Genomic DNA, 21730 nt, shown 5'->3' with positions numbered 1-21730 from the left:
TTTGTGTTTTTTAGTTATACTGATTATCTATTTGCAAATCTACCGTCTTAATCAGAAACAAAAAAGGTGTAAAACAGACAATATAAGGGGTTGATTTGGACAGCCGAATTGAATACCTTTGCAAAAAAGTCCATGAAGCATTTAACGATCCTGGTTCCAGACGGTGAAAATAACTTGAGCAGCATTGCAGGTACCTATAAACTTTTTTCACGAGCGAATGCTTATTGGAAAGAAAGAGGCAAGGAAGCCGTTTTTACGATCCAACTTGCAGGACTTTCGGATCATGTAGCTTTTTTCGGTGGTTTATTCACTGTAAATCCACATACCTCCATTGAAGCAATTTCAAAAACAGACCTGATTGTTATTCCATCCCTGAATCACAACTATGGGAAAGCTTTGACCGAAAACAGGAAACTAGTCTCATGGATTGAAAAACACTATAAAGAAGGTGCTGAAGTGGCAAGTATTTGTACCGGTGCATTCCTATTAGCTTCTACTGGTTTACTGGACGGGAAAAACTGTTCTACACATTGGAGTGCGACAGCAGACTTCAGAAGTTTATTTCCAAAAGTGAATCTGCAGACAGATCAACTGATCACAGATGAATCCGGTATTTACACCAATGGTGGAGCCTATTCTTTCCTTAACCTGATCATTTATCTGATTGAAAAATACTACGACCGACAAACTGCTATTTTCTGCTCGAAAGTGTTTCAAATAGAGCCTGATCGGAAAAGTCAGTCGGCATTTGCCATTTTCAGCGGACAGAAACAACACGATGATGAAGTTGTCAAAGAAGTTCAAAGCTATATCGAAGAAAACCTCCGCGAAAAGATCTCAATTGAAGAACTGTCTTCCAAATTTTCAGTGGGCAGGCGGAATTTTGACCGGCGGTTTATTAAAGCAACCGGAAATACACCCATTGAGTATATGCAGCGCGTAAAGATCGAATCGGCTAAAAAAGCACTGGAAACCAGCCGTAAAACAATCACTGAAGTGATGTATGATGTCGGTTATTCGGATGTGAAAGCTTTCCGGGAAGTTTTTCGAAAGTTTACGGGCATGTCGCCGATCGAATACAAGGGGAAATACAATAAGGATGCGGTTGTTTGATAAATCATTTTACACGCAGATTAAATGGATTCACGCAGATTTTCTCTTTTAGCGTCCAGGATTTTCTTTTAATCCGATAATTTTTGCTTTATTCATAACGGAAATCGCTTAAAACAACCAAAAAGAAAAAAGCGATCATCAGTACCGTTAGTGATGCCCCAAGCAAGATACAAGCTGCAACTAAAAGCACTTTTTTGGATCCCGTCAAATTAATTGAAAAACCTGACCGTTTTTTAACTGCCCAATCTATAGTACGATACACCAGAAGGGAAACGACAGGTGTGAAAATTAAAAGAGCCGTTCCTGCAAATAACAGGACATACATTCCTACTCCAATAGCTACTTGTAAAATCATTATTCATGCATGATTTAAACTGGGTGGATTATTAATACCATTTCTGCATGGTATGCGCATTCCACATTTTCTTAGCAAAGTCCCTGAATTCAGCCGGACCTTCCGTAAATGCTTTGTCGAATTTATAATTTCCCCCAAGAAACTTTCCTTTTGAGGGTTCTACTTTTGTTTGTCCTCGCATGGCGAACTTCTGACCGTTTTGATACATGATAACCTTCATATCAGCTGGACTGACATCACTTTTACAAGCTACAATATACATCAACCAAACCTCTCCAATACCATCTTTATTTAAATCAGTTACCTGAAATGTGTTATTGATGAAATTTGCTTCAATATCAAAAGGACATTCTTTGATGAAATCCGTTACTTTCCAGGTTTGACGAATACTATCCCCAAAAGTTAAAAAGTGATAAGCATACAAAGTCGCATCTCTGTAATCATCCGAATCTCCTGATTTACTCTTTGTATCTCCGGTTTCAGTAGTAATTACAATATTGTCGCCTAACTCATCTATCCATCGAACCGCAGTCCTGATTTTCCCTGAATACTTTATTCCTTTCGGAAGCTGAGCCGCTTCCAGATCTGTTAAATTAATATTGTTTTGTGCTGCTGCTGTCAGCGATCCCAAAAACAGCAGTGTGAAGATTCCTTTTTTCATTCTTTACTCTTTATTTCTCCGCCTGAGACACATATTTCACGATATCGATCCCAATCCCATTCGGATCTTGAATAGCAAAATGCCTGTCTCCCCAAGGTTCATCGCGAAGTTCGATTTTTATTTCGATATTCTTCCCTTTGATCTCCCGATAAAAACTATCCACATCTTCCACTTCTATAGTCAGGTACATTCCTTCACCTGAAAAAGGTTTGTGAAACAAGGGTTGCTGACTGGGATGATCCGGGAGTAAAAAACTGATCTCTGCTTTTTGATCGGGAGTGTGAAGCAAGAGGTAGAATTCGTTTTCAAAAGTGACTCCAAAACCTAAAACTCCTATATAGAAAGCTTTCGTTTCTTCTAATTTTGCTGTGACTATTCCTGCATTTAATTTCATAGTGTTTTGAGTTTTCTGTGTTGAATTACTTTGCGAAAGACCTGTTAGTGCGAAACAAAGTCCCGCAATCAATGCTGTTGTTTTCATCCTGAATTAATTTACAGACAAAAATCAGGTATCTCAGCAATTCAACATTGTAAAAATCGGACAAAATCACCTTCCGAATGCTTTACCGGGTGTAACACCGTAGAAATTTTTAAACTCTTTGATAAAATGCGCCTGATCGTAGTACCCCGCATCGAAGAACAATTTATTTTCCCTTAGACTTTCTGTATACGGCTTTGCTCCCAACACAGCTTGAAAACGAACTACCTGGCTAAAAATCTTCGGCGTAACCCCGATGTAAAAGTCAAACAATCTCCGCAGTTGCCTGGAACTGATCCCTGTTTGAAGATCTGCCTCAACATCCAGAATTCCCTTTTTCATGAAAATCAGTTGCAATGCACCGTACAGGCGTTCATCGCGGTCAAAGCTTCCATTCTTTATTACTTCCAAGAAATAAGTATCCAACAGAATCCCGATCTTCTCCCTGCTTTGTGAGCTATCCATCGTGTTCCGTATAAAATCCGATACAGCCGGGACAACCTGATCCAAATGCTCAAAGTGATTACTGAGTTCTTTGGCATTGATTTTAAATAACTGAGGAAACATGGTTGGGAAGAAACGAATCCCGACATAATTGAAGCTGTTATCAAGCGGAAATTCAGTGAACTTTTTGCAAAATCCCATGACATAACTGTCAGCCGGATTCGTGAGTTCAAAAAAAATATCGATACAGCCGTCGGCCACCACCCGGTAACTAAAGGGCTCGGTTAAGACCTCCGACGTTTTTAGCTGCCAGTAACAATAAATCACTTCCTGAAGCTGAATATCGGGCAAAAACTCTGTATAAGACACATTTACGGAAGCCTGATCAACCGTTGGCTGGACAGGCTTATAAAACTTCCGGATTTCTAAGGATCGGTTCATCTGTATTTCCTTAAACGAATTTAAGAAGAAAAAGCGATAAGCCGGGGCTGATTAAAAACTGAGTTACAATCTGTCAGCCGATGAATTAGACAAAAAAACAGGAGAAAATGTCGGCTACGGAATTAGGCAATGATTTTGGAAACCCTTCGCGTCCTTACATCCTTTACGGTTTATTGATATGTATTTATTTTTAAGCGAAGAGCGCAAAGCCTCCAATTCCCGTTTGAAGAAACCGACAGGAACATTTTAGCCCATAAGTAAACAAAAAGGATACAGACTCACATCTATATCCTTTACATCCAAAACGATTTGTACACTTAACTAAACCTAAACTTTAAACTTATGAACTTATTACTTTTTGACTATTCTGACGTTTTGGATGGTAGTATTATTGCGCAGCTGAAGCATGTAGATTCCTGCATCCAGCTTATCTAATGAGAAGGCTTCCGAGTTTTCAAGTTCCTGTTCACGGATCAGCTTTCCATTGAGATCACTGAGTGTAGCATAGCCATTAAAATTCTCCACGAACACCATGTCTGTTGCAGGATTAGGAAACACATCAAGAGTCTGGGAAAATTCATTCACGCCAGCCACACCTTCATCTGTCAAAAACAAATTATCGACCGTGAAAAAAGAACTCTTTCCATCGTCCATCGACATGTAGTTCGGACCAGCGGGATCTCTTCTCACCAAAGAAGGGTCAATCAGGATCCGGATCGAATCAGGGACAACCGTTGAATTGATATATGTAATATTGTTAGTAAACAACGTGTAATCTGCTACTGCATTCAGATCCAACACTCCCATTCCAACAGTATCTCTATGCATCGTATTCGCATTCCACTTCGTCATGAATACGGAGACTTGAGCAATATCAATAATTGTGTCTACCTGATCTTCAACTTCATTCTCTTCATAGATATAATATCCTTTCAATGAACTTAAGCGTGAAGTATAAGGTTGAGTGAGCAGGGCCATATCTTTCGTATAATAGTACCATGTACTCAATTTCAGTGCGTAACTTCCGTTTTGAGCGTCTGTTACAGGCGAATGATAAAGCATCCCAAAATCATTCGGCTCAACCGATGGAGTGTTTTGAACCATCCATCCAACTGGCCGGTTATCGAACATTTCTTCGGTTATCGGGTTTTCCCAGTTTTCAAAATTGAGATTCATTTCCTGGGAATTCCCTGCGAAAGGCATTGCTGCCAGTGCCAGGACCAGTATTTTATTTTTCATCGTTTTCATAGTAAACTTATTTATGGGTGAATGAGACAAAGCTAGGTACTTAGCTGTCCGTTCCGGTTATGAAAATGCCGTAAAGAGTTATGAATTTAGGAGCCAGGGTTTCCTAGCGGTAATTAGCCAACAAGGATTCCTGTAATTCTTTTGGAGTCAGACCGGTAGCATTTTTGATGAAAGCGCTGAAATTGGCTGTTGTATCAAAGTTCAGCTCATAAGAAATCTCTTTTAAGGAAAGATCGCTTACCACCATCATTCTCCGGATTTCAATAAGCAATTCCTCGTGAATTAATTTGAGCGGAGCCTTACCAAGGTATTTCTTACACAAAGTGGTCAATTTGTCTGTACTGTAATTCATCATTTCCGCATAATCAGAAACCTTTCTTTTCTCTTTTGTATGCTCACTGATCAATGAAAGGAATTTACTTACAAAACTGCTGTCTTCCACTGCAAATGCCTGGTTGCTGTGCTCTATTAGCGTAATGAGAATAATTTCCAGGTAACTGTATGCTTTATGAATCGACAAATTACTCAAATTAGTTACCTGGCATAATTGAAATATCTGATTCGTCAAGGCATAAATATGGCTAAAGGCTTCAGGACTAAGGCGGATTTGAGGATTTTGAAAATAGAGATGATGATGCTTGATGGGAAAGATAAAATCAAAAATGTTTTTGTGGAACTGGATCAATAAGCCCTGTGCCGTATCGCGGTTAAGCAAATGAATTTGACCGGGATAAACGGTATAAATCTCCAATGCCTTCAAGTCGGTCCTGGTAAAATCAATGAATTGGTGTCCCTCTCCTTCATTCACCAGGATGATTTCAAAGTAATCATGCCGGTGCGGGCTATGAAAATCATAGGCATTCCGGTAATCCAGAGGTTCTATGACCAGGAGTTTATTCGGATGGGGAAAGGATACGATACTCATTATGGCTTAAACTTACGATTTACAATGATGAAATATGACGTAATATTTTATTTTTATTGATTTGTTTTGAATTCCTTATAAAATCAGGTAATATTTTATTTTTTTAAAGAAAACTATTAACTCTCAATATATAATTCCAATCTTGTTTTCTTACCCTGCTTCCTATGAACAATTATTTCAGATAAGTCCAAATCACTCAAATCATGTCCCCAAACGCCATATTTTCCATCGGTTGCATTTCGATTAACTATGCTTTTTCTGTCTCCGATTGGAATTGGTTTTGTTTTTGCCGTCTTTTCTTCTTCCTCATAGATTCGTTTGTATTCCTTTTGAACTTTCAAAACCAATTCGGATTTTGTAAATCCTGACTTTTTGTCTGATCTCAATTCAATTGTAGCAGGATTATCAAGTGGATAATCAATCGTTAAGTCGACACGATTCTCTTTCACTACGATTTCATTTTTTCCAACTAATTGATTGACTTCCTGATCTGCATCCTGAATTGAGATCCATGGAATTATTCCATCGGGTGAATTTTTCAGTTCTTCCGGATCAGCTATTTTTACTTCGAAGAAAATTTCGGTTTTATCCGACACTTCAAGTAATTCCTCATTGGTTGAGATTGTTTGAGGAGTTTCTTCATTTTTTTGTCCACATCCTAACAAAAAAACACTTAATAAAATGAGTTTGAAACAGATCTTAATCATAAAGAAAGTTTTAGCGAACTTAAGAAAAAGATCAAGATTCAATGACAAAATCTTCCTCCAAAATAGCATAGAAGTAATTGTCTTTCCACTCTCCCCGGATCGGAAGCTTCTTCCTGGTTCGTCCTTCCCGGACCATTCCAACCTTCTCAAGCACTTTAATTGAGCCAATATTCTCAACTGCGCAACCAGCCTCAATCCGATGCAGTTTCAAGTCTGAGAAGCAAAACTCCAACAAACGGATAAGTGCTTCGGTGGCAAAACCCTTTCCCCAGAAATCTTTGTGGAGTTTATACCAAATTTCACCGGTTTTGTAATTGAGTTTACCCATGTTCAGTCCGATCAATCCGATAAAGCTGTCACCCTGTTCAATCTTAAACACATATTTCATTCGCGGCTCAAGCTTTTGAATGCCCAGCCATTCTTCCAGCAACTTTTCCGTTACCCGAATATTTTCCGGGATTCCCATCGTATTGAACTCATCCGTTTCCGGCAAAGAATGAAGTTCATGAATCTTATTCAAATCACTTAAAGTGAATTCTTTCAAGATTAGCCGTTCGGTTTTTAGTACTAGTTCGCTCATGGAAATTAGGAGTGTTTTAAGGCTTGAGCTGATCCCAGCTTTGAAAGCTGATCAATTACTTCCTTATATAATTTCAATAAAACATTGAGATCTTCTATGTTCTTTACCATTGTTTTCGAAAGAAAATACAACATGGAATTTCCTTCCTGTATTGGTTCATCATAGACACCTTCTTCTTTCAGGATCTGCAAATGAATGTCTTTTTGAGCTAAGATTATCTCTTTGATTACTTCATTTGACAATAAGGTTTGAACCTTGAATTCATCGTTTCCCTTAATGAGAAAACTCCTGTCAAACAATTTATCGCCGATCTGAATATCCTGCAGTCCGAAAATCTTTCCGATAATATCAACCAAGTATTGATGTGTCAGCCTGAACTGAAGATCATCCCGCGATTTAAATTCCATTCTTATCCGTGTAAACTGAGTGTCAAACGAGCGCCCTCCAACTACCTGATAGAAAATGTATTGATCGAATATGATCAGATAATTTAAGTAACTTATTTCAACACGATCAAAATGAGAACCTTTACCAATAATATAGTTTCCATTATTTTCAGCAGCGAATTGCTTCCAGACAGAAGTGTGATCCTTCGCAAAGATCGAATAAAGCATTGTTTTGATTGACATGGCTAGTATTCTGAAATTTGAAATGAGAAAAAGGTGTTTTTCATTGCAGGAGTAATCAATGATTAAGGTCTAAAATTAATCTAATTTTTCATTCCTTATAAATACTCTTCCTGCTTTAATCCTATTTATTCTCCCGGTACTTTTCCCAATTTTCCTTTGCTTTGTTAAAGAACTGATAAGTGCGAACGCTGTCTGCATCCACATATACTCTAAAAGAACTTCCGTCTGTTTTGTAGACCGTTAAATAAGATGCATAGGTCAGTTTGCTTACTAAATCAGTTTGAGAAATGGAATCTATATCCGTACTAAAAAAGGCTGAATGCACCTCCTTCTCCCCGTCTTCGATCCAATAACTTGCTATTCTTTTTTTCGTAATGAAATTCCCGGACTGTTTGAATCCTTTAAAACCACCATTGGATTCGAACAACTCTATTTCTTCCAGGGAATCCAAAATGCCCAGTTCCCTGATAAACGATTGATCTTCATTGCGCAAGGTGTTTTCATTCTTGTTATTAGAACAAGATACTGATATCCCTAAAAAAAGTACCGGAATTGTTTTAAAAAAAGGCTTCATTTTTCAATCGGTTTATTAGTAGATTTAATCTCCAAAAAGACCAGTGAAAGAATAATTGTTATTTCAAACAGGAAATAGCAAAGTCCCAGGACAGTGAGTCCTTCAAAATAGAAGATCACAAAAAAGGTTGTCAGACAACAGTACAGGAAATTGGCTACAGCAATAATTTTCAGAAAGGTTTGCCAATTCTTCTTTAGAAAGAAGAAACAGGAAAGCGAATAAACAGCAAAAACGACCGCGCAGAACGAGAGAACCTTCAACGCGAATTGCGGCATTCCGACAGCTTTTTGAAAAAGGATCAGCATTGCAGTCAAGACTACAGCGGTCACACACGCCCCCAAGCCATCCAAAAGGAAGAGCCTCCTGGGAGTTAATCTCCATTTACCGGCTGATTGCATTTTCACTTACCTGTTTGATTTCATTGCCTTGACAACTTTCAGACTTTCATCTTCTATGAAACGCTTGTATTCCTGGCTTTCAGAACTATACAAAGCCATTTTTCCTTCCTCATTGAAATGAATTCCCCAGCCGTAACGTTTTGTAAGCGGTGAGGCCCTCAAACAAGCCTGACCTTTCGAGAAAAATTGTTCTCTGGCACTCTCATACTCACTTTCAGTCAAATCATTCCTGTCTGCAAAAACCTGGAACAAGACCTCATCGGAAGTGTATTTATACGGATTTTTGCTGATCATATCGAACTGCATATTTGCTACCGTTTTTGCATCTCCTTTCAATGGCGGAACTTCTCCGGTTCCGGAAGGACAATCATCCGAAATACAGATAAACGTATTGAAGTAATTTGTTGTGTGCTTTTTCATGCTAACTAAGATAAGGATTTATCTGTTTTGAAACAATTCCATCAGAGTTAGTTTACTGTTTACTCTACAATCCTTATTACGATCCGGCAAAGGGAGTCCCGAATATTCCTACCGCCAGTTCCATCCAAACGAGCACAAGCGCTGCAATTACAGCCAAACACAAAATAATCCTGTTGGGGGTCTCGGTTACTCTTCTCAGGATCAATTCACAAACCAAGCCGGTTCCCAGTAACAAGATTCCCATAATCAGGAAATCGAAAGCCGACCAGTTTACCTCAGTCGTAAACTGCATGGCAATTAGTGGAGTCAATAAGAGAAGTCCTACTATTGACAAAATGATGACCAATCTTTTATTTTTCATATTACTATTTTTACAAGTTTATAAAAGTACTTTGAAAAACAAAGTAAAAGATAAAAAGTAAATAAAGCAATTATTTATTCAAAAAAATGACATTGAAGGGAACTAGGAAACAAACTCTGTATTGATCTCTATGCGATTTGTAAGTATTTTATGTACCGGGCACATATTTGCGATACTCAATAGACGTTCCCTCTGCTTCTCATCCAAATCACCGAAAAGTTCCATCTTGCCATGAATTACCGTTTTATTGGTTTCATCATCCCAATCAAGATCTATTTCCAGTTTCACTTCCCGGAGATCCCACCCTTTTCTGTCCGCATACATTCTTAATGTTGCACTTGTACAGGCAGACAGGGCGGAAACCAATAATTCTGCCGGAGAAAAGCCCAAATCCTGGCCTCCCATATCCAAGGGTTCGTCTGCAATGACAACATTTCCTGTGGGTGATTCGAGCTCAATTCTATAAAGTTCTTTCTTTATACTGGAAGATATGGTTGCCATGTTCTTTAGTTTCTGGTGAGAACTAAAGTTACGATTCTATTTTTATGTTACCGGTAAGGGAGTTTATTTAAGCAGGAAAGTGTATCAAACTACTGTCTGATACACTTTCCTTTTCCTACCACACCCAACACAAATAGTTAAATCTGCGTTGTTCCACTACAAACCAGTATTTAGGCTTCGCTATACTTCTTCCTGAGATGCTTCCACGTTTATCGTGTTGATAGCAACTTGTGTCAATATTTTATCTGCATTTTTTTCTTCCTCCAATGTATCCTGCAGTAATGCTGCCGCTTCTATTAAACCTAGTGTTTCAGCGAACTGACGCAGGGTTCCATATGAAGCAATTTCATAATGTTCTATTTTTTGTGCAGCAGCAATAATCCCGGCATCACGCATAACACCCGTTTCGCACTCCGCCATTAACTCTTCTGCTTCTTCCAGCAGACCCTGCATAGCTTCACATTTCTCAGCCACTGCATTCTGACCATAAGATTCAAACACCTTCTCCAGCCGGTTTACATGTACTTCGGTTTCTTTCAGGTGATTTTTCAGTGCTTCAACAAGTTCTTCCGAAGAAGCATTTTCGATCATTTTCGGGATTCCTTTTGTCAATGCTTTTTCAGCCCAGTAAATATCTTTTAGTTCGTCTTCAAATAATTTCATCAATTGGGAGGGCTGCATTGTACTTTTTATGGGCATTTTATTTCCTGAATTTGTTGTCATAACCAAAATTTTATTCGTTATTCTTTTTCCGTTCACTCTTGTGTTTGGTCAGATTCATTCCATAAGTGTAATTGGTAGCCAGGACCACATCGTTACAATCAAAATGTTTGATTATCCCACTTTCCACCAGTGCCACGATCCAACAACTATTCTGATGCATTCCATAATCAATGATAAAGATTGCCTGTCCCTGACCAAGTGGTGTTTCAACCAATATTGCGGGATTTAACTGGAGTATCATTGCGCCTGACTTTAATTACAAAACAAAGATGAAAAACAATGTCCTGAAGAATGTTACGCAATTATTGAAATAGCTTACATAATTCCCACAATGAGAAGCTTATGAAAAATTAAACGGTTGATCTGATCAATCAGTCTTCACTACTCTTTGGATGAGTCTTTGGTCTGAAGTTTCAAAATTCAGCAGGTAAATTCCATTTTGGAATGATGACAAATCAACCTGCAGCTGGTACTCTCCTTTTATTTGTTTCCCCTGATCAGTACTCCACAACAACTTTCCATTCAAATCGAGAAGAGCTACATATACCTGCCTTGTTTCCTGCAGTTCGTAAATCAATTTCACGGAACTGTTACTTGGATTAGGCGACAACAGAAGATCCAATGTCGATTGAGTATTTTCAAAAACGGCCAATAAACTTGTTGAGTCAAACTCATAGGCTCCCATATCTACTGCACTGTATTGAATCCTGTTCTCAGAAAGAATATCCATTGCTGTTGTTCCGAAAGCATCTCCGGCATCAATACAAGGAGAAGAGCTTTGCAGCTGCAATCCGTCATCCGCGGTCATCCATTCCCCATCCGGGCCAACACCCGAAAGGATATTCCGAAATAAAGGGCTCAATTGAATATTTCCGGTTCCCGTTCCCGAAAGAATGTGCGGAGCAGTCTGATTCGTCAGATCAATATTGGAATAAGTAGGATTGAACGAAGCTCCTCCCAGCAGAAAAAACTGAGGCCCGACACCCGATGCTGTATTTCCCCAGAAAATACAATTTCTCAATTCAGGCGAACTGTTTCCGGAACTTCCTGCAGACGAATTTAAACGGTCAGCTACCACTCCGCCTCCATCTACGGCGTTATTGTTTACAAAACAGGTGTTCACCATCACTGGACTTGCACTTCCATTATTACCTCCCCAGCAGTACATCCCGCCCGCACGTTGAGCAGCACTGTTATTGTAAACCACACAATTTAAAAGAGTGGGACTGGCGTTCCCGTTCAGCAATCCAAAATTATCTATTCCGCCTCCGCCCGTAGTGGCGAAATTATCCGTTATAACACAATTAATTATCTGAGGCGAAGCGTTTCCACTATCGTACCCGTTATTGAAGATCCCTGCACCAAAAACCGCCTGATTGTTTCGAATCACACAATTACGAATAGTCGGATTACAGGTACCGCTTCCCCCACTTCCGTCATTATAAAATCCGCCGCCCAATCCGACATCCAATCCTGCGGGTCTGTCATCATTAGCGTCTCTGATAATAAAACCGTCAATAAGCGCCGTATTGTCCAATCCACTATTACTAAGCACGTGATAGCAATTATCAGAAATACCCACTACTCCGATTTCTCCGCTCAATATGCTTGTTAATCCGGAAGTCAATACCCTTTGAGACAAAAGTGTTTCTGTTCCTGCGAAGCTTCCATAAATTGCCACATTGTTTTTCATACTAAATGAACTGGTCCTGTCTGTGCCAGATGTAGGATAATACGTTCCCAAGGCCACCCAGACTTCGTCTCCGGCACCTGAAGCGTCGATAGCAAGCTGCAGCGAAGTTCCCGGATACGCATTTGCCCAACTTGTACCATTCAAAGCCCCTGCACCGTTCGGAGTAACATAGCGAATAGCGGCATTGGTCTGGGATTTAAATGAGAATAATACCAAGCCTATGAGAATCAATTGTTTCATCGTGTAGTTTTTGTTAATTCAGTATTGAAATGTACTGCTAAAGTTTCATATCACCAGTTACTTCCGCACAAAACCTTGCTCTTTATTCATTGTGTAAACCATTTCATTTAAATCATTTTAACAGAAATCTGGGAATAATGTAAGTTTTCTAAAAATTTCTGTAACAGAATTGCACCCATTATCGTCCACCTTTGTTTCAGTTGTTTCACTAATAACAGACACCTTAAAAAAAGTAAGATTATGAAAAGAGTATTTTTCGCATTATTAGTTTTGTCAGGCTTTGCACTGGCATCTTGCAAAAAAGATTATACGTGTGAGTGTAGAAAAATCTACACAGACGATAACGGAAACGTAGTAACATCATCAGATGGTTCATACACTTTCAAAGATTCAAGAGCACGAGCAGAAGACCGCTGTAATGATCTGGAAACATCCGGAAGTGACCTTGGAGGAGATTATACTCGTGAGTGTGATATCTGATAGAGATTATCAAATTATTTAAGTACGCTGCAGGAATTTCGATTTCTGCAGCGTTTTGTTTTTTCGTAGAGTTCCAATTCGATAATTAAAGACTACCTCTTTCATCCATCAATAGCGTCCTATTTCTTTCAGGATATTTTGTCTTGCAGTAGCTTCCAATTTTTCATGGAAATAATCTGTTTTAAAGATCTTTTCCATTTCCAGGAAGTGTCGTAGTACCTTCTTTCTACCGGGATTATAAAGCAGATCCGGGTAAACCGCATATTCTTTCCGTACCTTTTCAGTATAAGCCCGATACGTTTCCCAATCTTCTCCTAAAACAGAGAGATCCGCATCGGTAAAGTAATTCGTATCCGAGTGCTCATTCTGAAGATGAGTTTTAGTTGCAAGAATTTGCTTTTTACAATCTTCAATCATCTCTTCAGGGAGATATAACTGCTTCATCCGCTCTTCTGCAAATTGTGCACTCTGTTTCTCATTATCTGAGGCTTTTACATCGTAAACAATATCATGATAATACAGGGAGAATAAAACGGTGTCCCAATTCGAAATCAAACTCTTTACCTCCAACAAGCGCGAGTATAAATGATCCAAATGTGCCAGCGTGTGATAATGCCTGTCTTTCTGCGAATAAGCTGCTACAATCTCTTCCCAAAGTCCATTGATCAAATGATCGTTATCCGAATACTGTTTTGCAAGATCTATGAAGGTTTCCTTCAACATATTATGATGCACACTGTTCAATTTGCAATTTTAAATTGTATCAATTTACGGATATCTTCAATTTTGGTCGTATCTCGAATTTCAATTCTGATCCCCCTTCCTTCAGCATATGATTTGGCAGCATTCAATTCCGCCTTTATTTCATCGGAAACATCACTTCCCATAATCTGATCTGTAGCCTTCTGACCGAATACAAAAGCCACTTTAAAGAACTTATCGCGTGGGAGTAAATAGATCAAAACCCGTTTCTTATCTTTTATTCTGAAACTCCAGCCGAATTTCTCACCTGAAAAATTCCATTCATCGAATGAAGCCGGATCATTTGCATGAGTGAATTCTACAAAACTGTTCCATATATCAACTGTTTCCCCTAAGGCTTTTTTCAAATCCTCATTCGTCGGCTTTTCATTTTTATTGATAAATACACTTTTCATTTTTTAATTTCAGAACCAATTACTTTTTTACGAATTTCTCTTGACGCGTTAAGTAAATCATTCGCCATCACTTCCGAATCAGCAGATTTTCCGGTATTGTATATCGGTTTACCTTCCCAATAATACCAAACGGACCTGTTTTCGATTCCCTCATCAAGTATATATCTTTCGATCTTGATCGTTTCATTCTTGTGGTAATAGTAATTTGTTATGCCAATCGAACGTTTTGTAAGGCCTTGTTCGCTTATGTCTGCTGTTACATTGTAAATACACTTGTAAAGCTCACCATTCGCGCTTATGAAGGACACAAGTGTCACGATTTCCAAATTAGGCCGTATATTTTTAAGTGTATCGGTTTTCGGAGGCAAAGTCAAGCTGTTTATTTCCAGTACCAAGCGATCAATCTCAGTTATTTTCGAAGTATCCTGAGCTGAGAGACTGAGTAAAGTGAAAAAGCAGAATATTAAGAGCCGGAATTTCATAATCTTAAGCTATTACTTTAAACATCAGTAAATGTGGAATTCCGTCTTCGGGAAAATAATCTCCTTCGACCAAGTATTTATTTTTCAGGTAGAAATCTACAGCAGTGTCCCTGGCGTGACAATAAATGTAATTTTTGCCCTGTTCCCGGGCATGCTTTTCGCAGAATGACATCATTTTGGAACCGATTCCGGAACTTTGAAGCGGACTTTTAACTACAACACGCTGCATTTTTATAGCATTGCCTTCAGGAACCAAAACAGTAGTAGCCACCAAATCATTGTCCATCAATCCAATGATCTGAATATGATTTCTTTCTTCTTCCAATTCCTCAGCAGTAAAGTAACTCCCTAAAGGTTTGCGAAGGATCTCTTCACGAAGCTGAACGGCATGTTTCCATTCTTCACTTCCGTGTTCAATCACTTTAAAATGTATTTCCATATCCTGATTGTTTATTCAATTTTACGAAAAGTCAACCCACCGAAATTAGAACTATTTCTCTTTTGTTCCAAGTCAAAACCGGGTCAATTCGCCCTTTGAACGAATGCTCTTGCATTTGTAATGATATTCATCCTGTTTAATCAATTATTAGGAGGTGTGTTTTAATCATGTATATTAAAAACACTTATTATCTCTATGAAGTGGTGGAGTGAAAAAAATCAATTACGAATTAAAATAGTGTTTGAATTTTCATCAGAAGCAAATCCAATCCTTTACTTCTTGTTTCATTGAGTTGAGTTCGATTCCATGAGACAACACCTGAATAGACATCTCTTACCGTTTAAATCATCGCCGCCTTTGTTTCTTCAGTATTTTCTAAATTGAATCGATAACTAATTATTCATGAGTATGAAAACAATAGCTACTTTATTTTTCGTTTTATCCGGAATCCAATTATCCGCGCAAAATCCTCAACTAACCAAAACGCATGATTTTGCAATAACTGATACGCTTGTAGATGAACTGTTTAATCTGGATTCAAAGCCAACCAGTTTATTTCTTTTTAAATACACTACGAGCCAAAATCAGAATGAACCATTCATGCAGTATTTTTTGTTTGAATCTGTAAACGGCGGAGAATTTGAACCTGTTGAAATTCCTTCAGTCAATTATATTGTATCCAAACCTGCCTTTTCGTCTCATGGTATCTTGTTTCGTGCAGAGATCCAGGGAATGGGTGATGAGCTGGTCTATTTTGATGGTCTTCAGGGACACGTTTTTGATCTTATCCCCGGATTAGTTGGTTCGTACCCGGAATGTCATTCTATCAATGGCAGATTGTTTTTTACCCGGCGGATAAATCCTGTTAGTAGAGAACTTTTTGAATTTAACGGTATCAATGATTTCGACCAAATCAGTAGCGGTACAACAGGGCAGGTTGAATCCGTTAACCTTGTGAATGATGATTTCATTATTTATACGTTAATCAATGGGAATGGCAGATTTTTAAAAAAGGCGACGCATAGCGGAACATCCTGGAATATTGAAAATTTAAGGTCTCATCCCAATGAATTCGTCATCTGGAGTGAGGTCGTTGAATTAAATGACAAACTATTTTGCTATGAACTGGAACCGATTAATAATAGTGGTTTAACGATGGTCTACAAATTGCTGGTTTTTGACGGGGTTAATCCCACTTCAGTTCTTTATCAAACCACTGAAGACTACTCAGATCCCTTAGCAATATTCTTACACGACAACGTAGTTTATTTTCAAATCATCAGCGATGGTTCTTTACTTTCAACAGCTGACGGTGCATCCTATTCCGTGGTTTTACCTCCGGCATCCGGCAGACTAAGACACCATGTTGTTAAAGACGGGATATTGTATTTTATTGTTACAAAGCCGGGAACGGATGAACTATTAAAAAGAGTAAACAACCAGAATATCCTTGTTTATTCGGGAAATAACATAACCCCCGTATCGGGGGAAATGGATGATTTTTTTCTGATCGGAGGTTATGACGAGCTGACTATGAGTTCTGAGCTGCTGAAAATTTTCCCGAACGGCGGCGTGCTTTCCTGGCCATTCAGTGAATCAAATGGTTACTATTCTGAAATCCCTTACTATATCATGCAAAATGGTGTTTACCAGAACAATAAATTACATGTTTTATTTACAGAGTGGACGGATGATGGAGCTCCTTACTACAAAAATACAGATATCTACACTTTGGAAGGAGGTACAGCTGGGTTAACGAATAGCGAAGTCTCAAACTTTAGCTTGTACCCCAACCCAGTGAAGAGCGGCCATTCATTGATTGTCAGATCAGATGAAACGGGGAATTTCAAAATTATAAACGCGCAGGGAGCTGAAATGCAATCAGGCCGGTTATCTGAATCCAAGATAATAGAGCTTGAACTTTTGTCGCCGGGAATTTACTTCTTTTGTTTCAAGGATTCTGTACACAAGTTTGTTGTTAATTAAAAGTTGCAACTCAGAATTCCTTTCAGATTGCCGGTTGTGTGAAGTTACCATTTGGGAAACTTCACACAACTATCCGGTTGCCTGTTTATATTGTTTTATTCGGAATCAACCATTATTCTTCATTTAAGAATTTCGGAGCAATGACCAATACAGTTCCCAGTACAAAAATCCAGGTTCCGAACTGCTCAAACAATTCAATTTTATTTTCCCAGCTTTCCAATTCTTTAGATTGCCTGGAATAGAATTCCCAATCCTTATGAGCCGATTTTAAACTAAAGGGCTCCTCAGACCCTCTCTCCGAATATTGTTTTCCGATCCATATCCAAATATGATCCAGTTTCTTGTTCAGATGATAATTCTGTGATTCCCGAAACGAGTTTTCAGAGTCATTTTGAAATGATTGTGCAAAGAAGGAAAAAAGAATGAGTACCAATCCGATTCCTTCTATCCTGTTGAGCCATACTTTGGAAAGTTTCATAGCAGCTTTGTGAATAGTGTGTTTAAAGATAATTCCGAATTCCTCAAAATTAATTTATTTCGAGAATTGTAAGCATATTTATCCAATACCCGGATTTTGGTTTAACACCATTCAGGATTTGTCTATGATTTTTTCTTTTTCTTGGGTTTAGGTTCCGGTAATTCAAGGACTGTTAAGCGAACCAATTCTTTCAGCCAATCCTTATCTTCCAGTTTGTCTTCGATCAAAAAGCTGGGTTTTGCTCCCGGATATGGAGGGGCTTCCACTACATTCCCAATAAATTCCCTTCCGGATGAAGTTGGTTTGACAAACAACTTATTGTCGCAAACAAGACCAAACAATTTAATATCCGAATACAAACCGTATTCCCCGAACATTTTTTTGTATGTAACTCTTCCTGAAGAGTCAATTTGATCGATGATAAAATCTACGAAGCTTTGATCTGATGCCATGTAATGTTGTTTTTAAAACAGTAAATCCAAGTAACGCTGAATTCTTTATTTCCTAACTGATAAACGGAAAAGACCGAACGCTGTGAGAGTACAAGCCGTTCCTGCCAGCAATGCTCCAATAAAAATAAAACCTGTTTTTGAGAAAGTGCCTATTAATCCCACGCCCAGGAAGACAGAACCAATCAACAAATAGGTCCAGGCTCTTCTGCCTGCTTGCTTTTTTATCTTCGTTCTTACAATCAGATACCGGGCTTCAGCTTCATCTGTTGTAATATTAAAGTTCCGGCTTGCTTTCCTTAATATATTTCCTTTCAAATTTAGCAACAGCATCTCTTTTCCAAGAAATAGTTCTAACTCATCTAATTCGGTTGATTCCATTATCAAAGGATTTGTTTTTTACTCAAAGCCGTATTTATCATTCCCATCAACACATTCAAATCCACATCATCCAGCCTGTTGATGTATAAACAGCCGCCGCCGGTTTTATGTTTTCCGAGGATTTTCAAGGCATCTGCATGTTCTTCGATCGCCACACTAATGTATAGCGACAAGTTTGCCTTTCTGGGTGAGAAACCGATCAGAAACCAATCTACTTCTCTTCCGGAGCGTTCGCTTTTGTATCGTTTATTTCCGAACCCGATGATGGAATTCCCCCACAGCACAGGTTCTTCACCGCTTGCTTTCTTCATCATTTCCAGCAATATAAAACTGTCTTTGCGCTTGATTTCGTCTTCAATTCCACCGATAAATTCCGCCACACTGGCTGCAGTCGGTTTGGTCTTGATCTCTGCCAATTTTGATTTCTTTTCTGCCATTTCTTCGTTATTGCTAATGTAAAATAGTCAAATTAATTGTTTTCAAACTTTAAAACATAGAATAAGTCATCGACCGGATTAAAAGTCATTCCTTCAGGCAGATCTGTTCGTGGAATCAGGACGAAATTATTTTTGGAATAAAACTTCTGAGCGGCTTTGAATTGCATCATTGTTCCAAGATATACGGCGTTGTAACCGAGCCTTTTTGCTGCTTCCAATGCAGTATCCAGCAGCTGCTTCGCAACCCCCGGTTGTCCGCCCCGGTGTTCTTTCGCAACAAACATATTTCTTATAACCCCTGTTTTATCGTCAAAACAAGACAGCCCGATCGTACCGATAACCTGTTCTTCCAGGAGAGCGACCCAAAACAAGTTTCCCGACAAAACATATTCGAAAATCGGGACCGGATCGGGGCTTCTGAAGGGGAGTTCAAACTCTTTTTGAATTTCATTCATCAGTTCATCTATCTCCGACTGATAATACCTTTCAAAGGGAACAATTGTGTACATCTGATCTCGTTTTGACTAGTTATCCGGTTTACATCTTACTTCTCATTTACATGTTCCTCATAAAGCTTCGAGAACATGACAGAATCTTCAAAAACACCCGAAACATTGTAATGCTTTCTCAACAATCCTTCCCGGGTAAAGTTGTTTTTTTCAATCAGCCTGAGCGAAGGAATATTATTCGGCGCAACGAGCGCTTCTATCCTGTTCAAATTCAGTTGTGTGAACCCGTAGTTGATTATTGCTTCAACTGCTTCAGACATCAGGCCCAGGCGTTTATAACTTTCATCTTCCATTGAATAACCGATCTCAGCACGACTGTGGTCCGTATTCCAATTGTGAAGTCCGCAACGCCCGATAATGGTTCCGGAAGCTTTATCCGTTAACAGGAACAGGATAAAACTGCGGTTATAACTTGCATAACCGTTCCTGTATTTGTTTTCTTCCTTCAGGTAATCTTCTTCCGAGCGGTGTCCGAGGATTTGTTTTATTTTCTCCTTCGGATAATTCTCAAAAACAGTTTTCATGTCTTCGGGAGAAAGTCCCTTCAAAATCAGCCGGCTGGTTTCTATTTGTTTAAAATTCATTGCAATCGGTTTTATTTAAGCGGCGCATAAATTAGCTGCACCACTCCTGATTTAAATGGCTTGCTTTCGATCAGTTTCAGTTCGATACGTTCTTTTAAATCTTCAAACAAGGGCTTTCCTTTTCCCAAAACTGTTGGATGAACAGAAATCCGGTAACTATCAACCAGGTTTAACTGAATAAAGGTCTTAATGAGGCTCGCACCGCCGTATAACCAGATATCCTTTCCGTCCTCTTGCTTCATTTCGGCTACCTTTTCTCCAATATCAGAATGAATGAAAACAGCCCTGTCATCCTTTCTTTCCTGGCTTGTAAAAACCACCTTTTTCTTTGAATGGACCGCCTCCCATAATTTTCTCTCCGTCTCGCCTGCAGTTTCATCCGCCTGGTAATTCCCCCAGGAATCATAACTTACTCTTCCGTAAAATATGGTATCAATACCTGCTAAAAACCCATCGAAATCCATATCATCGTCCATGATACACCAATCGATTTCTCCGTTCGGGCCTTCAATGAATCCATCCAGAGTTACGGCCAGATCCAGGATTACTTTTTTCATACACTTTCATTTCGAATTAACGTAGTTCAATGCCTCCCGTGCGTACTTCTCCCACTTGTCATGATAAACAAAGGGAACCTGCACCCATTCTTTCATTGGTCTTCCTTTACCTGAGGGATCAAATAAGTGAGTCCCATCCAGGCATAGAGCCTCTGTATGTGAATCGCCGCTTAATTTAAAAACCATTGCATTCTTAAAAAAACAAACAAAGGCTTTTCCTTCGGCCTTAAAGCAAGGTTTTCCGAAGAGCTGGCTTTGAATGGCTCCTTTTAATCCTTGTCCGATTGAAAGATATGCCTCTTCTGCTGTTGTCATAAATCACTTCTTTGACATCCAAATTTACAAAGATGTTAGTTATAAATCCACCTGCCTGAATACAGATAGCAATAAAGATAATCCGGGAAAGGACCTATAGAATTTTCAGGATTTGTTGTGTGCTGATCTTAATCGACTTTAAACTTCGCACAATAAAAAGGAATAATTAATGCTTTATAATTATTACTGTTATGCACAAAACAATAATTAAAATCCAATAGCTTAGCATTCCCAAAAGATATGCTCCAAGTGCTTTCAGGTATGTGGTAAATTTGGATTTGTTGTAAAATTCTCCAATCGCCCAAGCGGAATAAATGACACTAAGCCCCTGCGTAAGCCATGCAAGTTGATGAAAACCACTTACTCCTTCAATGAATGCAGAAACGGCAAGCAGCAGCATTCCAATCCCCATGACAAAACATAAAAGAATGAGAACTTCATAGAAATTATAATTGTGCTTCCTGAAAAACAATTTTAACCAAAGCGTAATGAACACGCCCATGATCAAATTCGCATACCCGTAGTGATGCTGCAGCCATTCTAATATCACCCCAATGTCTGACAGTATTGACTTTTCAGCAGGTGTCCGATCTTCCTCAACGTGGAACCAGTGAGAGATAATCGTGTAGATCAATGAAGTAATAACAATGAAAATGACCGGTTTTACCAGCTTGTTCCTGTTTTCGAAAATAAAGGTCCTTACACTTTGTCCCGGATTAATCAGCAAGCTTTTTATTGTAAATAAAATTCCCTTTTCAAAATGCAGCACATGATTGAGTTCGTGCAGGATGTAACGGCCATTGATGCGTTTTAGTTCTGCCGCTTGTCCGCAATATCCGCAGAAGTTGTTGCTAATTGGATTCTTACAATTACTACACTTTGTCATATTACTTCGTTCCTTTTGATAAGTCCGATACAAAAATCAAACAAGTAATACATCTGATCACTACACTTTAGTGTAAATTTGGTGATTCACATCGGGCCC

33 protein-coding genes are annotated in these 21730 nt (G+C 38.8%); 3 read left to right on the top strand and 30 right to left on the bottom strand.

Annotated elements, in window-relative coordinates:
* Positions 1 to 132: 132 nt before the first annotated feature.
* Positions 133 to 1113: a helix-turn-helix domain-containing protein gene (locus K0S23_RS01890; protein WP_300353464.1), complete on the top strand. Its 981-nt coding sequence runs from the start codon at positions 133 to 135 to the stop codon at positions 1111 to 1113.
* A gap of 88 nt (positions 1114 to 1201) precedes the next feature.
* Here K0S23_RS01890 and K0S23_RS01885 read toward each other — a convergent pair whose 3' ends face one another.
* The 17 genes from K0S23_RS01885 to K0S23_RS01805 form a co-directional block, all read right to left on the bottom strand.
* Positions 1202 to 1468, bottom strand: a complete 267-nt coding sequence (locus tag K0S23_RS01885; RefSeq protein ID WP_300353462.1) for a hypothetical protein — start codon at positions 1466 to 1468, stop codon at positions 1202 to 1204.
* Positions 1469 to 1499: 31 nt separating this feature from the next.
* Positions 1500 to 2129 carry a M949_RS01915 family surface polysaccharide biosynthesis protein gene (locus tag K0S23_RS01880; RefSeq protein ID WP_300353459.1) on the bottom strand — a complete coding sequence of 210 codons (630 nt, stop codon included), beginning with the start codon at positions 2127 to 2129 and terminating at the stop codon, positions 1500 to 1502.
* Between the two features lie 10 nt (positions 2130 to 2139).
* Positions 2140 to 2523, bottom strand: a complete 384-nt coding sequence (locus tag K0S23_RS01875; protein WP_300355349.1) for a VOC family protein — start codon at positions 2521 to 2523, stop codon at positions 2140 to 2142.
* A gap of 153 nt (positions 2524 to 2676) precedes the next feature.
* Complete coding sequence (locus K0S23_RS01870) at positions 2677 to 3492, bottom strand: helix-turn-helix domain-containing protein (protein ID WP_300353456.1); 816 nt, start codon at positions 3490 to 3492, stop codon at positions 2677 to 2679.
* A gap of 351 nt (positions 3493 to 3843) precedes the next feature.
* Entirely contained in the window at positions 3844 to 4740 is an 897-nt protein-coding gene (locus K0S23_RS01865) for a T9SS type A sorting domain-containing protein (protein WP_300353454.1), read from the bottom strand.
* A gap of 103 nt (positions 4741 to 4843) precedes the next feature.
* Entirely contained in the window at positions 4844 to 5665 is an 822-nt protein-coding gene (locus tag K0S23_RS01860) for an AraC family transcriptional regulator (protein ID WP_300353452.1), read from the bottom strand.
* Positions 5666 to 5781: 116 nt separating this feature from the next.
* On the bottom strand, positions 5782 to 6372 hold the full coding sequence (locus K0S23_RS01855; RefSeq protein WP_300353450.1) for a hypothetical protein: 591 nt from the start codon (positions 6370 to 6372) through the stop codon (positions 5782 to 5784).
* Positions 6373 to 6403: 31 nt separating this feature from the next.
* A complete protein-coding gene (locus tag K0S23_RS01850; RefSeq protein ID WP_300353448.1) occupies positions 6404 to 6952 on the bottom strand; it encodes a GNAT family protein in 549 nt (182 codons plus the stop codon).
* A 5-nt stretch (positions 6953 to 6957) separates the two neighbouring features.
* Positions 6958 to 7581: a hypothetical protein gene (locus K0S23_RS01845; RefSeq protein ID WP_300353446.1), complete on the bottom strand. Its 624-nt coding sequence runs from the start codon at positions 7579 to 7581 to the stop codon at positions 6958 to 6960.
* Between the two features lie 121 nt (positions 7582 to 7702).
* A complete protein-coding gene (locus K0S23_RS01840) occupies positions 7703 to 8155 on the bottom strand; it encodes a hypothetical protein (protein WP_300353443.1) in 453 nt (150 codons plus the stop codon).
* A complete protein-coding gene (locus K0S23_RS01835; protein ID WP_300353440.1) occupies positions 8152 to 8559 on the bottom strand; it encodes a hypothetical protein in 408 nt (135 codons plus the stop codon). The genes K0S23_RS01840 and K0S23_RS01835 overlap by 4 nt, the downstream gene beginning before the upstream one ends.
* Positions 8560 to 8973 carry a DUF6157 family protein gene (locus K0S23_RS01830; protein WP_300353437.1) on the bottom strand — a complete coding sequence of 138 codons (414 nt, stop codon included), beginning with the start codon at positions 8971 to 8973 and terminating at the stop codon, positions 8560 to 8562. It abuts the gene before it with no gap.
* A 76-nt stretch (positions 8974 to 9049) separates the two neighbouring features.
* A complete protein-coding gene (locus tag K0S23_RS01825; RefSeq protein WP_300353434.1) occupies positions 9050 to 9334 on the bottom strand; it encodes a hypothetical protein in 285 nt (94 codons plus the stop codon).
* Positions 9335 to 9436: 102 nt separating this feature from the next.
* Positions 9437 to 9835, bottom strand: a complete 399-nt coding sequence (locus K0S23_RS01820; protein WP_300353431.1) for an OsmC family protein — start codon at positions 9833 to 9835, stop codon at positions 9437 to 9439.
* 180 nt (positions 9836 to 10015) lie between these two features.
* A complete protein-coding gene (locus K0S23_RS01815) occupies positions 10016 to 10558 on the bottom strand; it encodes a ferritin-like domain-containing protein (protein ID WP_300353428.1) in 543 nt (180 codons plus the stop codon).
* Between the two features lie 10 nt (positions 10559 to 10568).
* Entirely contained in the window at positions 10569 to 10799 is a 231-nt protein-coding gene (locus tag K0S23_RS01810) for a hypothetical protein (RefSeq protein WP_300353427.1), read from the bottom strand.
* Between the two features lie 126 nt (positions 10800 to 10925).
* Positions 10926 to 12491 (bottom strand): T9SS type A sorting domain-containing protein, encoded by a 1566-nt coding sequence (locus K0S23_RS01805; RefSeq protein ID WP_300353425.1) that lies wholly within the window; start codon positions 12489 to 12491, stop codon positions 10926 to 10928.
* A gap of 240 nt (positions 12492 to 12731) precedes the next feature.
* Between K0S23_RS01805 and K0S23_RS01800 the strand changes: the two genes are divergently transcribed.
* On the top strand, positions 12732 to 12971 hold the full coding sequence (locus K0S23_RS01800; protein WP_300353423.1) for a hypothetical protein: 240 nt from the start codon (positions 12732 to 12734) through the stop codon (positions 12969 to 12971).
* Between the two features lie 108 nt (positions 12972 to 13079).
* On the opposite strand, the gene K0S23_RS01795 is transcribed toward K0S23_RS01800, so the two are convergent.
* Genes K0S23_RS01795 through K0S23_RS01780 form a run of 4 tightly spaced genes read right to left on the bottom strand, consistent with a single transcriptional unit; the run spans position 13080 to position 15049 of the window.
* On the bottom strand, positions 13080 to 13706 hold the full coding sequence (locus K0S23_RS01795; RefSeq protein ID WP_300353421.1) for a hypothetical protein: 627 nt from the start codon (positions 13704 to 13706) through the stop codon (positions 13080 to 13082).
* A gap of 5 nt (positions 13707 to 13711) precedes the next feature.
* A complete protein-coding gene (locus K0S23_RS01790; RefSeq protein ID WP_300353419.1) occupies positions 13712 to 14128 on the bottom strand; it encodes a DUF3788 family protein in 417 nt (138 codons plus the stop codon).
* On the bottom strand, positions 14125 to 14610 hold the full coding sequence (locus K0S23_RS01785; protein WP_300353416.1) for a hypothetical protein: 486 nt from the start codon (positions 14608 to 14610) through the stop codon (positions 14125 to 14127). The genes K0S23_RS01790 and K0S23_RS01785 overlap by 4 nt, the downstream gene beginning before the upstream one ends.
* Positions 14611 to 14614: 4 nt before the next feature.
* Positions 14615 to 15049, bottom strand: a complete 435-nt coding sequence (locus tag K0S23_RS01780; protein WP_300353413.1) for a GNAT family N-acetyltransferase — start codon at positions 15047 to 15049, stop codon at positions 14615 to 14617.
* Positions 15050 to 15457: 408 nt separating this feature from the next.
* Here K0S23_RS01780 and K0S23_RS01775 point away from each other — a divergent pair, with 408 nt between their 5' ends.
* Complete coding sequence (locus tag K0S23_RS01775; protein WP_300353411.1) at positions 15458 to 17035, top strand: T9SS type A sorting domain-containing protein; 1578 nt, start codon at positions 15458 to 15460, stop codon at positions 17033 to 17035.
* A gap of 112 nt (positions 17036 to 17147) precedes the next feature.
* Here K0S23_RS01775 and K0S23_RS01770 read toward each other — a convergent pair whose 3' ends face one another.
* From K0S23_RS01770 to K0S23_RS01730, 9 genes are all read right to left on the bottom strand, one after another.
* The gene (locus tag K0S23_RS01770) at positions 17148 to 17513 is read right to left on the bottom strand and encodes a hypothetical protein (protein ID WP_300353408.1); all 366 of its coding nucleotides are present in this window, start codon (positions 17511 to 17513) and stop codon (positions 17148 to 17150) included.
* Positions 17514 to 17635: 122 nt separating this feature from the next.
* Complete coding sequence (locus tag K0S23_RS01765; RefSeq protein WP_300353405.1) at positions 17636 to 17965, bottom strand: TfoX/Sxy family protein; 330 nt, start codon at positions 17963 to 17965, stop codon at positions 17636 to 17638.
* Positions 17966 to 18010: 45 nt separating this feature from the next.
* Positions 18011 to 18343, bottom strand: a complete 333-nt coding sequence (locus K0S23_RS01760) for a hypothetical protein (protein ID WP_300353403.1) — start codon at positions 18341 to 18343, stop codon at positions 18011 to 18013.
* A 2-nt stretch (positions 18344 to 18345) separates the two neighbouring features.
* Positions 18346 to 18780, bottom strand: a complete 435-nt coding sequence (locus tag K0S23_RS01755; protein WP_300353400.1) for a DUF1801 domain-containing protein — start codon at positions 18778 to 18780, stop codon at positions 18346 to 18348.
* Between the two features lie 32 nt (positions 18781 to 18812).
* Positions 18813 to 19289 (bottom strand): GNAT family N-acetyltransferase, encoded by a 477-nt coding sequence (locus K0S23_RS01750; RefSeq protein ID WP_300353397.1) that lies wholly within the window; start codon positions 19287 to 19289, stop codon positions 18813 to 18815.
* A gap of 35 nt (positions 19290 to 19324) precedes the next feature.
* The gene (locus K0S23_RS01745) at positions 19325 to 19873 is read right to left on the bottom strand and encodes a GNAT family protein (RefSeq protein WP_300353394.1); all 549 of its coding nucleotides are present in this window, start codon (positions 19871 to 19873) and stop codon (positions 19325 to 19327) included.
* Positions 19874 to 19884: 11 nt separating this feature from the next.
* The gene (locus K0S23_RS01740) at positions 19885 to 20430 is read right to left on the bottom strand and encodes a dihydrofolate reductase family protein (RefSeq protein WP_300353392.1); all 546 of its coding nucleotides are present in this window, start codon (positions 20428 to 20430) and stop codon (positions 19885 to 19887) included.
* Positions 20431 to 20436: 6 nt separating this feature from the next.
* The gene (locus K0S23_RS01735) at positions 20437 to 20745 is read right to left on the bottom strand and encodes a hypothetical protein (protein WP_300353389.1); all 309 of its coding nucleotides are present in this window, start codon (positions 20743 to 20745) and stop codon (positions 20437 to 20439) included.
* A 166-nt stretch (positions 20746 to 20911) separates the two neighbouring features.
* A complete protein-coding gene (locus K0S23_RS01730) occupies positions 20912 to 21631 on the bottom strand; it encodes a DUF3667 domain-containing protein (protein WP_300353387.1) in 720 nt (239 codons plus the stop codon).
* Positions 21632 to 21730: the final 99 nt, after the last annotated feature.

It is taken from the genome of Fluviicola sp., from assembly GCF_029266855.1.
Lineage (GTDB): Bacteria > Bacteroidota > Bacteroidia > Flavobacteriales_D > Crocinitomicaceae > Fluviicola.
This window is presented reverse-complemented; position numbering and strand designations above follow the sequence as displayed.

Coding starts and splice junctions, on each gene's coding strand:
- K0S23_RS01890 (WP_300353464.1), top strand. CDS start 133: ATGAAGCATTTAACGATCCTGGTTCCAGACGGTGAAAATAACTTGAGC.
- K0S23_RS01885 (WP_300353462.1), bottom strand. CDS start 1,468: ATGATTTTACAAGTAGCTATTGGAGTAGGAATGTATGTCCTGTTATTT.
- K0S23_RS01880 (WP_300353459.1), bottom strand. CDS start 2,129: ATGAAAAAAGGAATCTTCACACTGCTGTTTTTGGGATCGCTGACAGCA.
- K0S23_RS01875 (WP_300355349.1), bottom strand. CDS start 2,523: ATGAAATTAAATGCAGGAATAGTCACAGCAAAATTAGAAGAAACGAAA.
- K0S23_RS01870 (WP_300353456.1), bottom strand. CDS start 3,492: ATGAACCGATCCTTAGAAATCCGGAAGTTTTATAAGCCTGTCCAGCCA.
- K0S23_RS01865 (WP_300353454.1), bottom strand. CDS start 4,740: ATGAAAACGATGAAAAATAAAATACTGGTCCTGGCACTGGCAGCAATG.
- K0S23_RS01860 (WP_300353452.1), bottom strand. CDS start 5,665: ATGAGTATCGTATCCTTTCCCCATCCGAATAAACTCCTGGTCATAGAA.
- K0S23_RS01855 (WP_300353450.1), bottom strand. CDS start 6,372: ATGATTAAGATCTGTTTCAAACTCATTTTATTAAGTGTTTTTTTGTTA.
- K0S23_RS01850 (WP_300353448.1), bottom strand. CDS start 6,952: ATGAGCGAACTAGTACTAAAAACCGAACGGCTAATCTTGAAAGAATTC.
- K0S23_RS01845 (WP_300353446.1), bottom strand. CDS start 7,581: ATGTCAATCAAAACAATGCTTTATTCGATCTTTGCGAAGGATCACACT.
- K0S23_RS01840 (WP_300353443.1), bottom strand. CDS start 8,155: ATGAAGCCTTTTTTTAAAACAATTCCGGTACTTTTTTTAGGGATATCA.
- K0S23_RS01830 (WP_300353437.1), bottom strand. CDS start 8,973: ATGAAAAAGCACACAACAAATTACTTCAATACGTTTATCTGTATTTCG.
- K0S23_RS01825 (WP_300353434.1), bottom strand. CDS start 9,334: ATGAAAAATAAAAGATTGGTCATCATTTTGTCAATAGTAGGACTTCTC.
- K0S23_RS01820 (WP_300353431.1), bottom strand. CDS start 9,835: ATGGCAACCATATCTTCCAGTATAAAGAAAGAACTTTATAGAATTGAG.
- K0S23_RS01815 (WP_300353428.1), bottom strand. CDS start 10,558: ATGACAACAAATTCAGGAAATAAAATGCCCATAAAAAGTACAATGCAG.
- K0S23_RS01810 (WP_300353427.1), bottom strand. CDS start 10,799: ATGATACTCCAGTTAAATCCCGCAATATTGGTTGAAACACCACTTGGT.
- K0S23_RS01805 (WP_300353425.1), bottom strand. CDS start 12,491: ATGAAACAATTGATTCTCATAGGCTTGGTATTATTCTCATTTAAATCC.
- K0S23_RS01800 (WP_300353423.1), top strand. CDS start 12,732: ATGAAAAGAGTATTTTTCGCATTATTAGTTTTGTCAGGCTTTGCACTG.
- K0S23_RS01790 (WP_300353419.1), bottom strand. CDS start 14,128: ATGAAAAGTGTATTTATCAATAAAAATGAAAAGCCGACGAATGAGGAT.
- K0S23_RS01785 (WP_300353416.1), bottom strand. CDS start 14,610: ATGAAATTCCGGCTCTTAATATTCTGCTTTTTCACTTTACTCAGTCTC.
- K0S23_RS01780 (WP_300353413.1), bottom strand. CDS start 15,049: ATGGAAATACATTTTAAAGTGATTGAACACGGAAGTGAAGAATGGAAA.
- K0S23_RS01775 (WP_300353411.1), top strand. CDS start 15,458: ATGAAAACAATAGCTACTTTATTTTTCGTTTTATCCGGAATCCAATTA.
- K0S23_RS01770 (WP_300353408.1), bottom strand. CDS start 17,513: ATGAAACTTTCCAAAGTATGGCTCAACAGGATAGAAGGAATCGGATTG.
- K0S23_RS01765 (WP_300353405.1), bottom strand. CDS start 17,965: ATGGCATCAGATCAAAGCTTCGTAGATTTTATCATCGATCAAATTGAC.
- K0S23_RS01760 (WP_300353403.1), bottom strand. CDS start 18,343: ATGGAATCAACCGAATTAGATGAGTTAGAACTATTTCTTGGAAAAGAG.
- K0S23_RS01755 (WP_300353400.1), bottom strand. CDS start 18,780: ATGGCAGAAAAGAAATCAAAATTGGCAGAGATCAAGACCAAACCGACT.
- K0S23_RS01750 (WP_300353397.1), bottom strand. CDS start 19,289: ATGTACACAATTGTTCCCTTTGAAAGGTATTATCAGTCGGAGATAGAT.
- K0S23_RS01745 (WP_300353394.1), bottom strand. CDS start 19,873: ATGAATTTTAAACAAATAGAAACCAGCCGGCTGATTTTGAAGGGACTT.
- K0S23_RS01740 (WP_300353392.1), bottom strand. CDS start 20,430: ATGAAAAAAGTAATCCTGGATCTGGCCGTAACTCTGGATGGATTCATT.
- K0S23_RS01735 (WP_300353389.1), bottom strand. CDS start 20,745: ATGACAACAGCAGAAGAGGCATATCTTTCAATCGGACAAGGATTAAAA.
- K0S23_RS01730 (WP_300353387.1), bottom strand. CDS start 21,631: ATGACAAAGTGTAGTAATTGTAAGAATCCAATTAGCAACAACTTCTGC.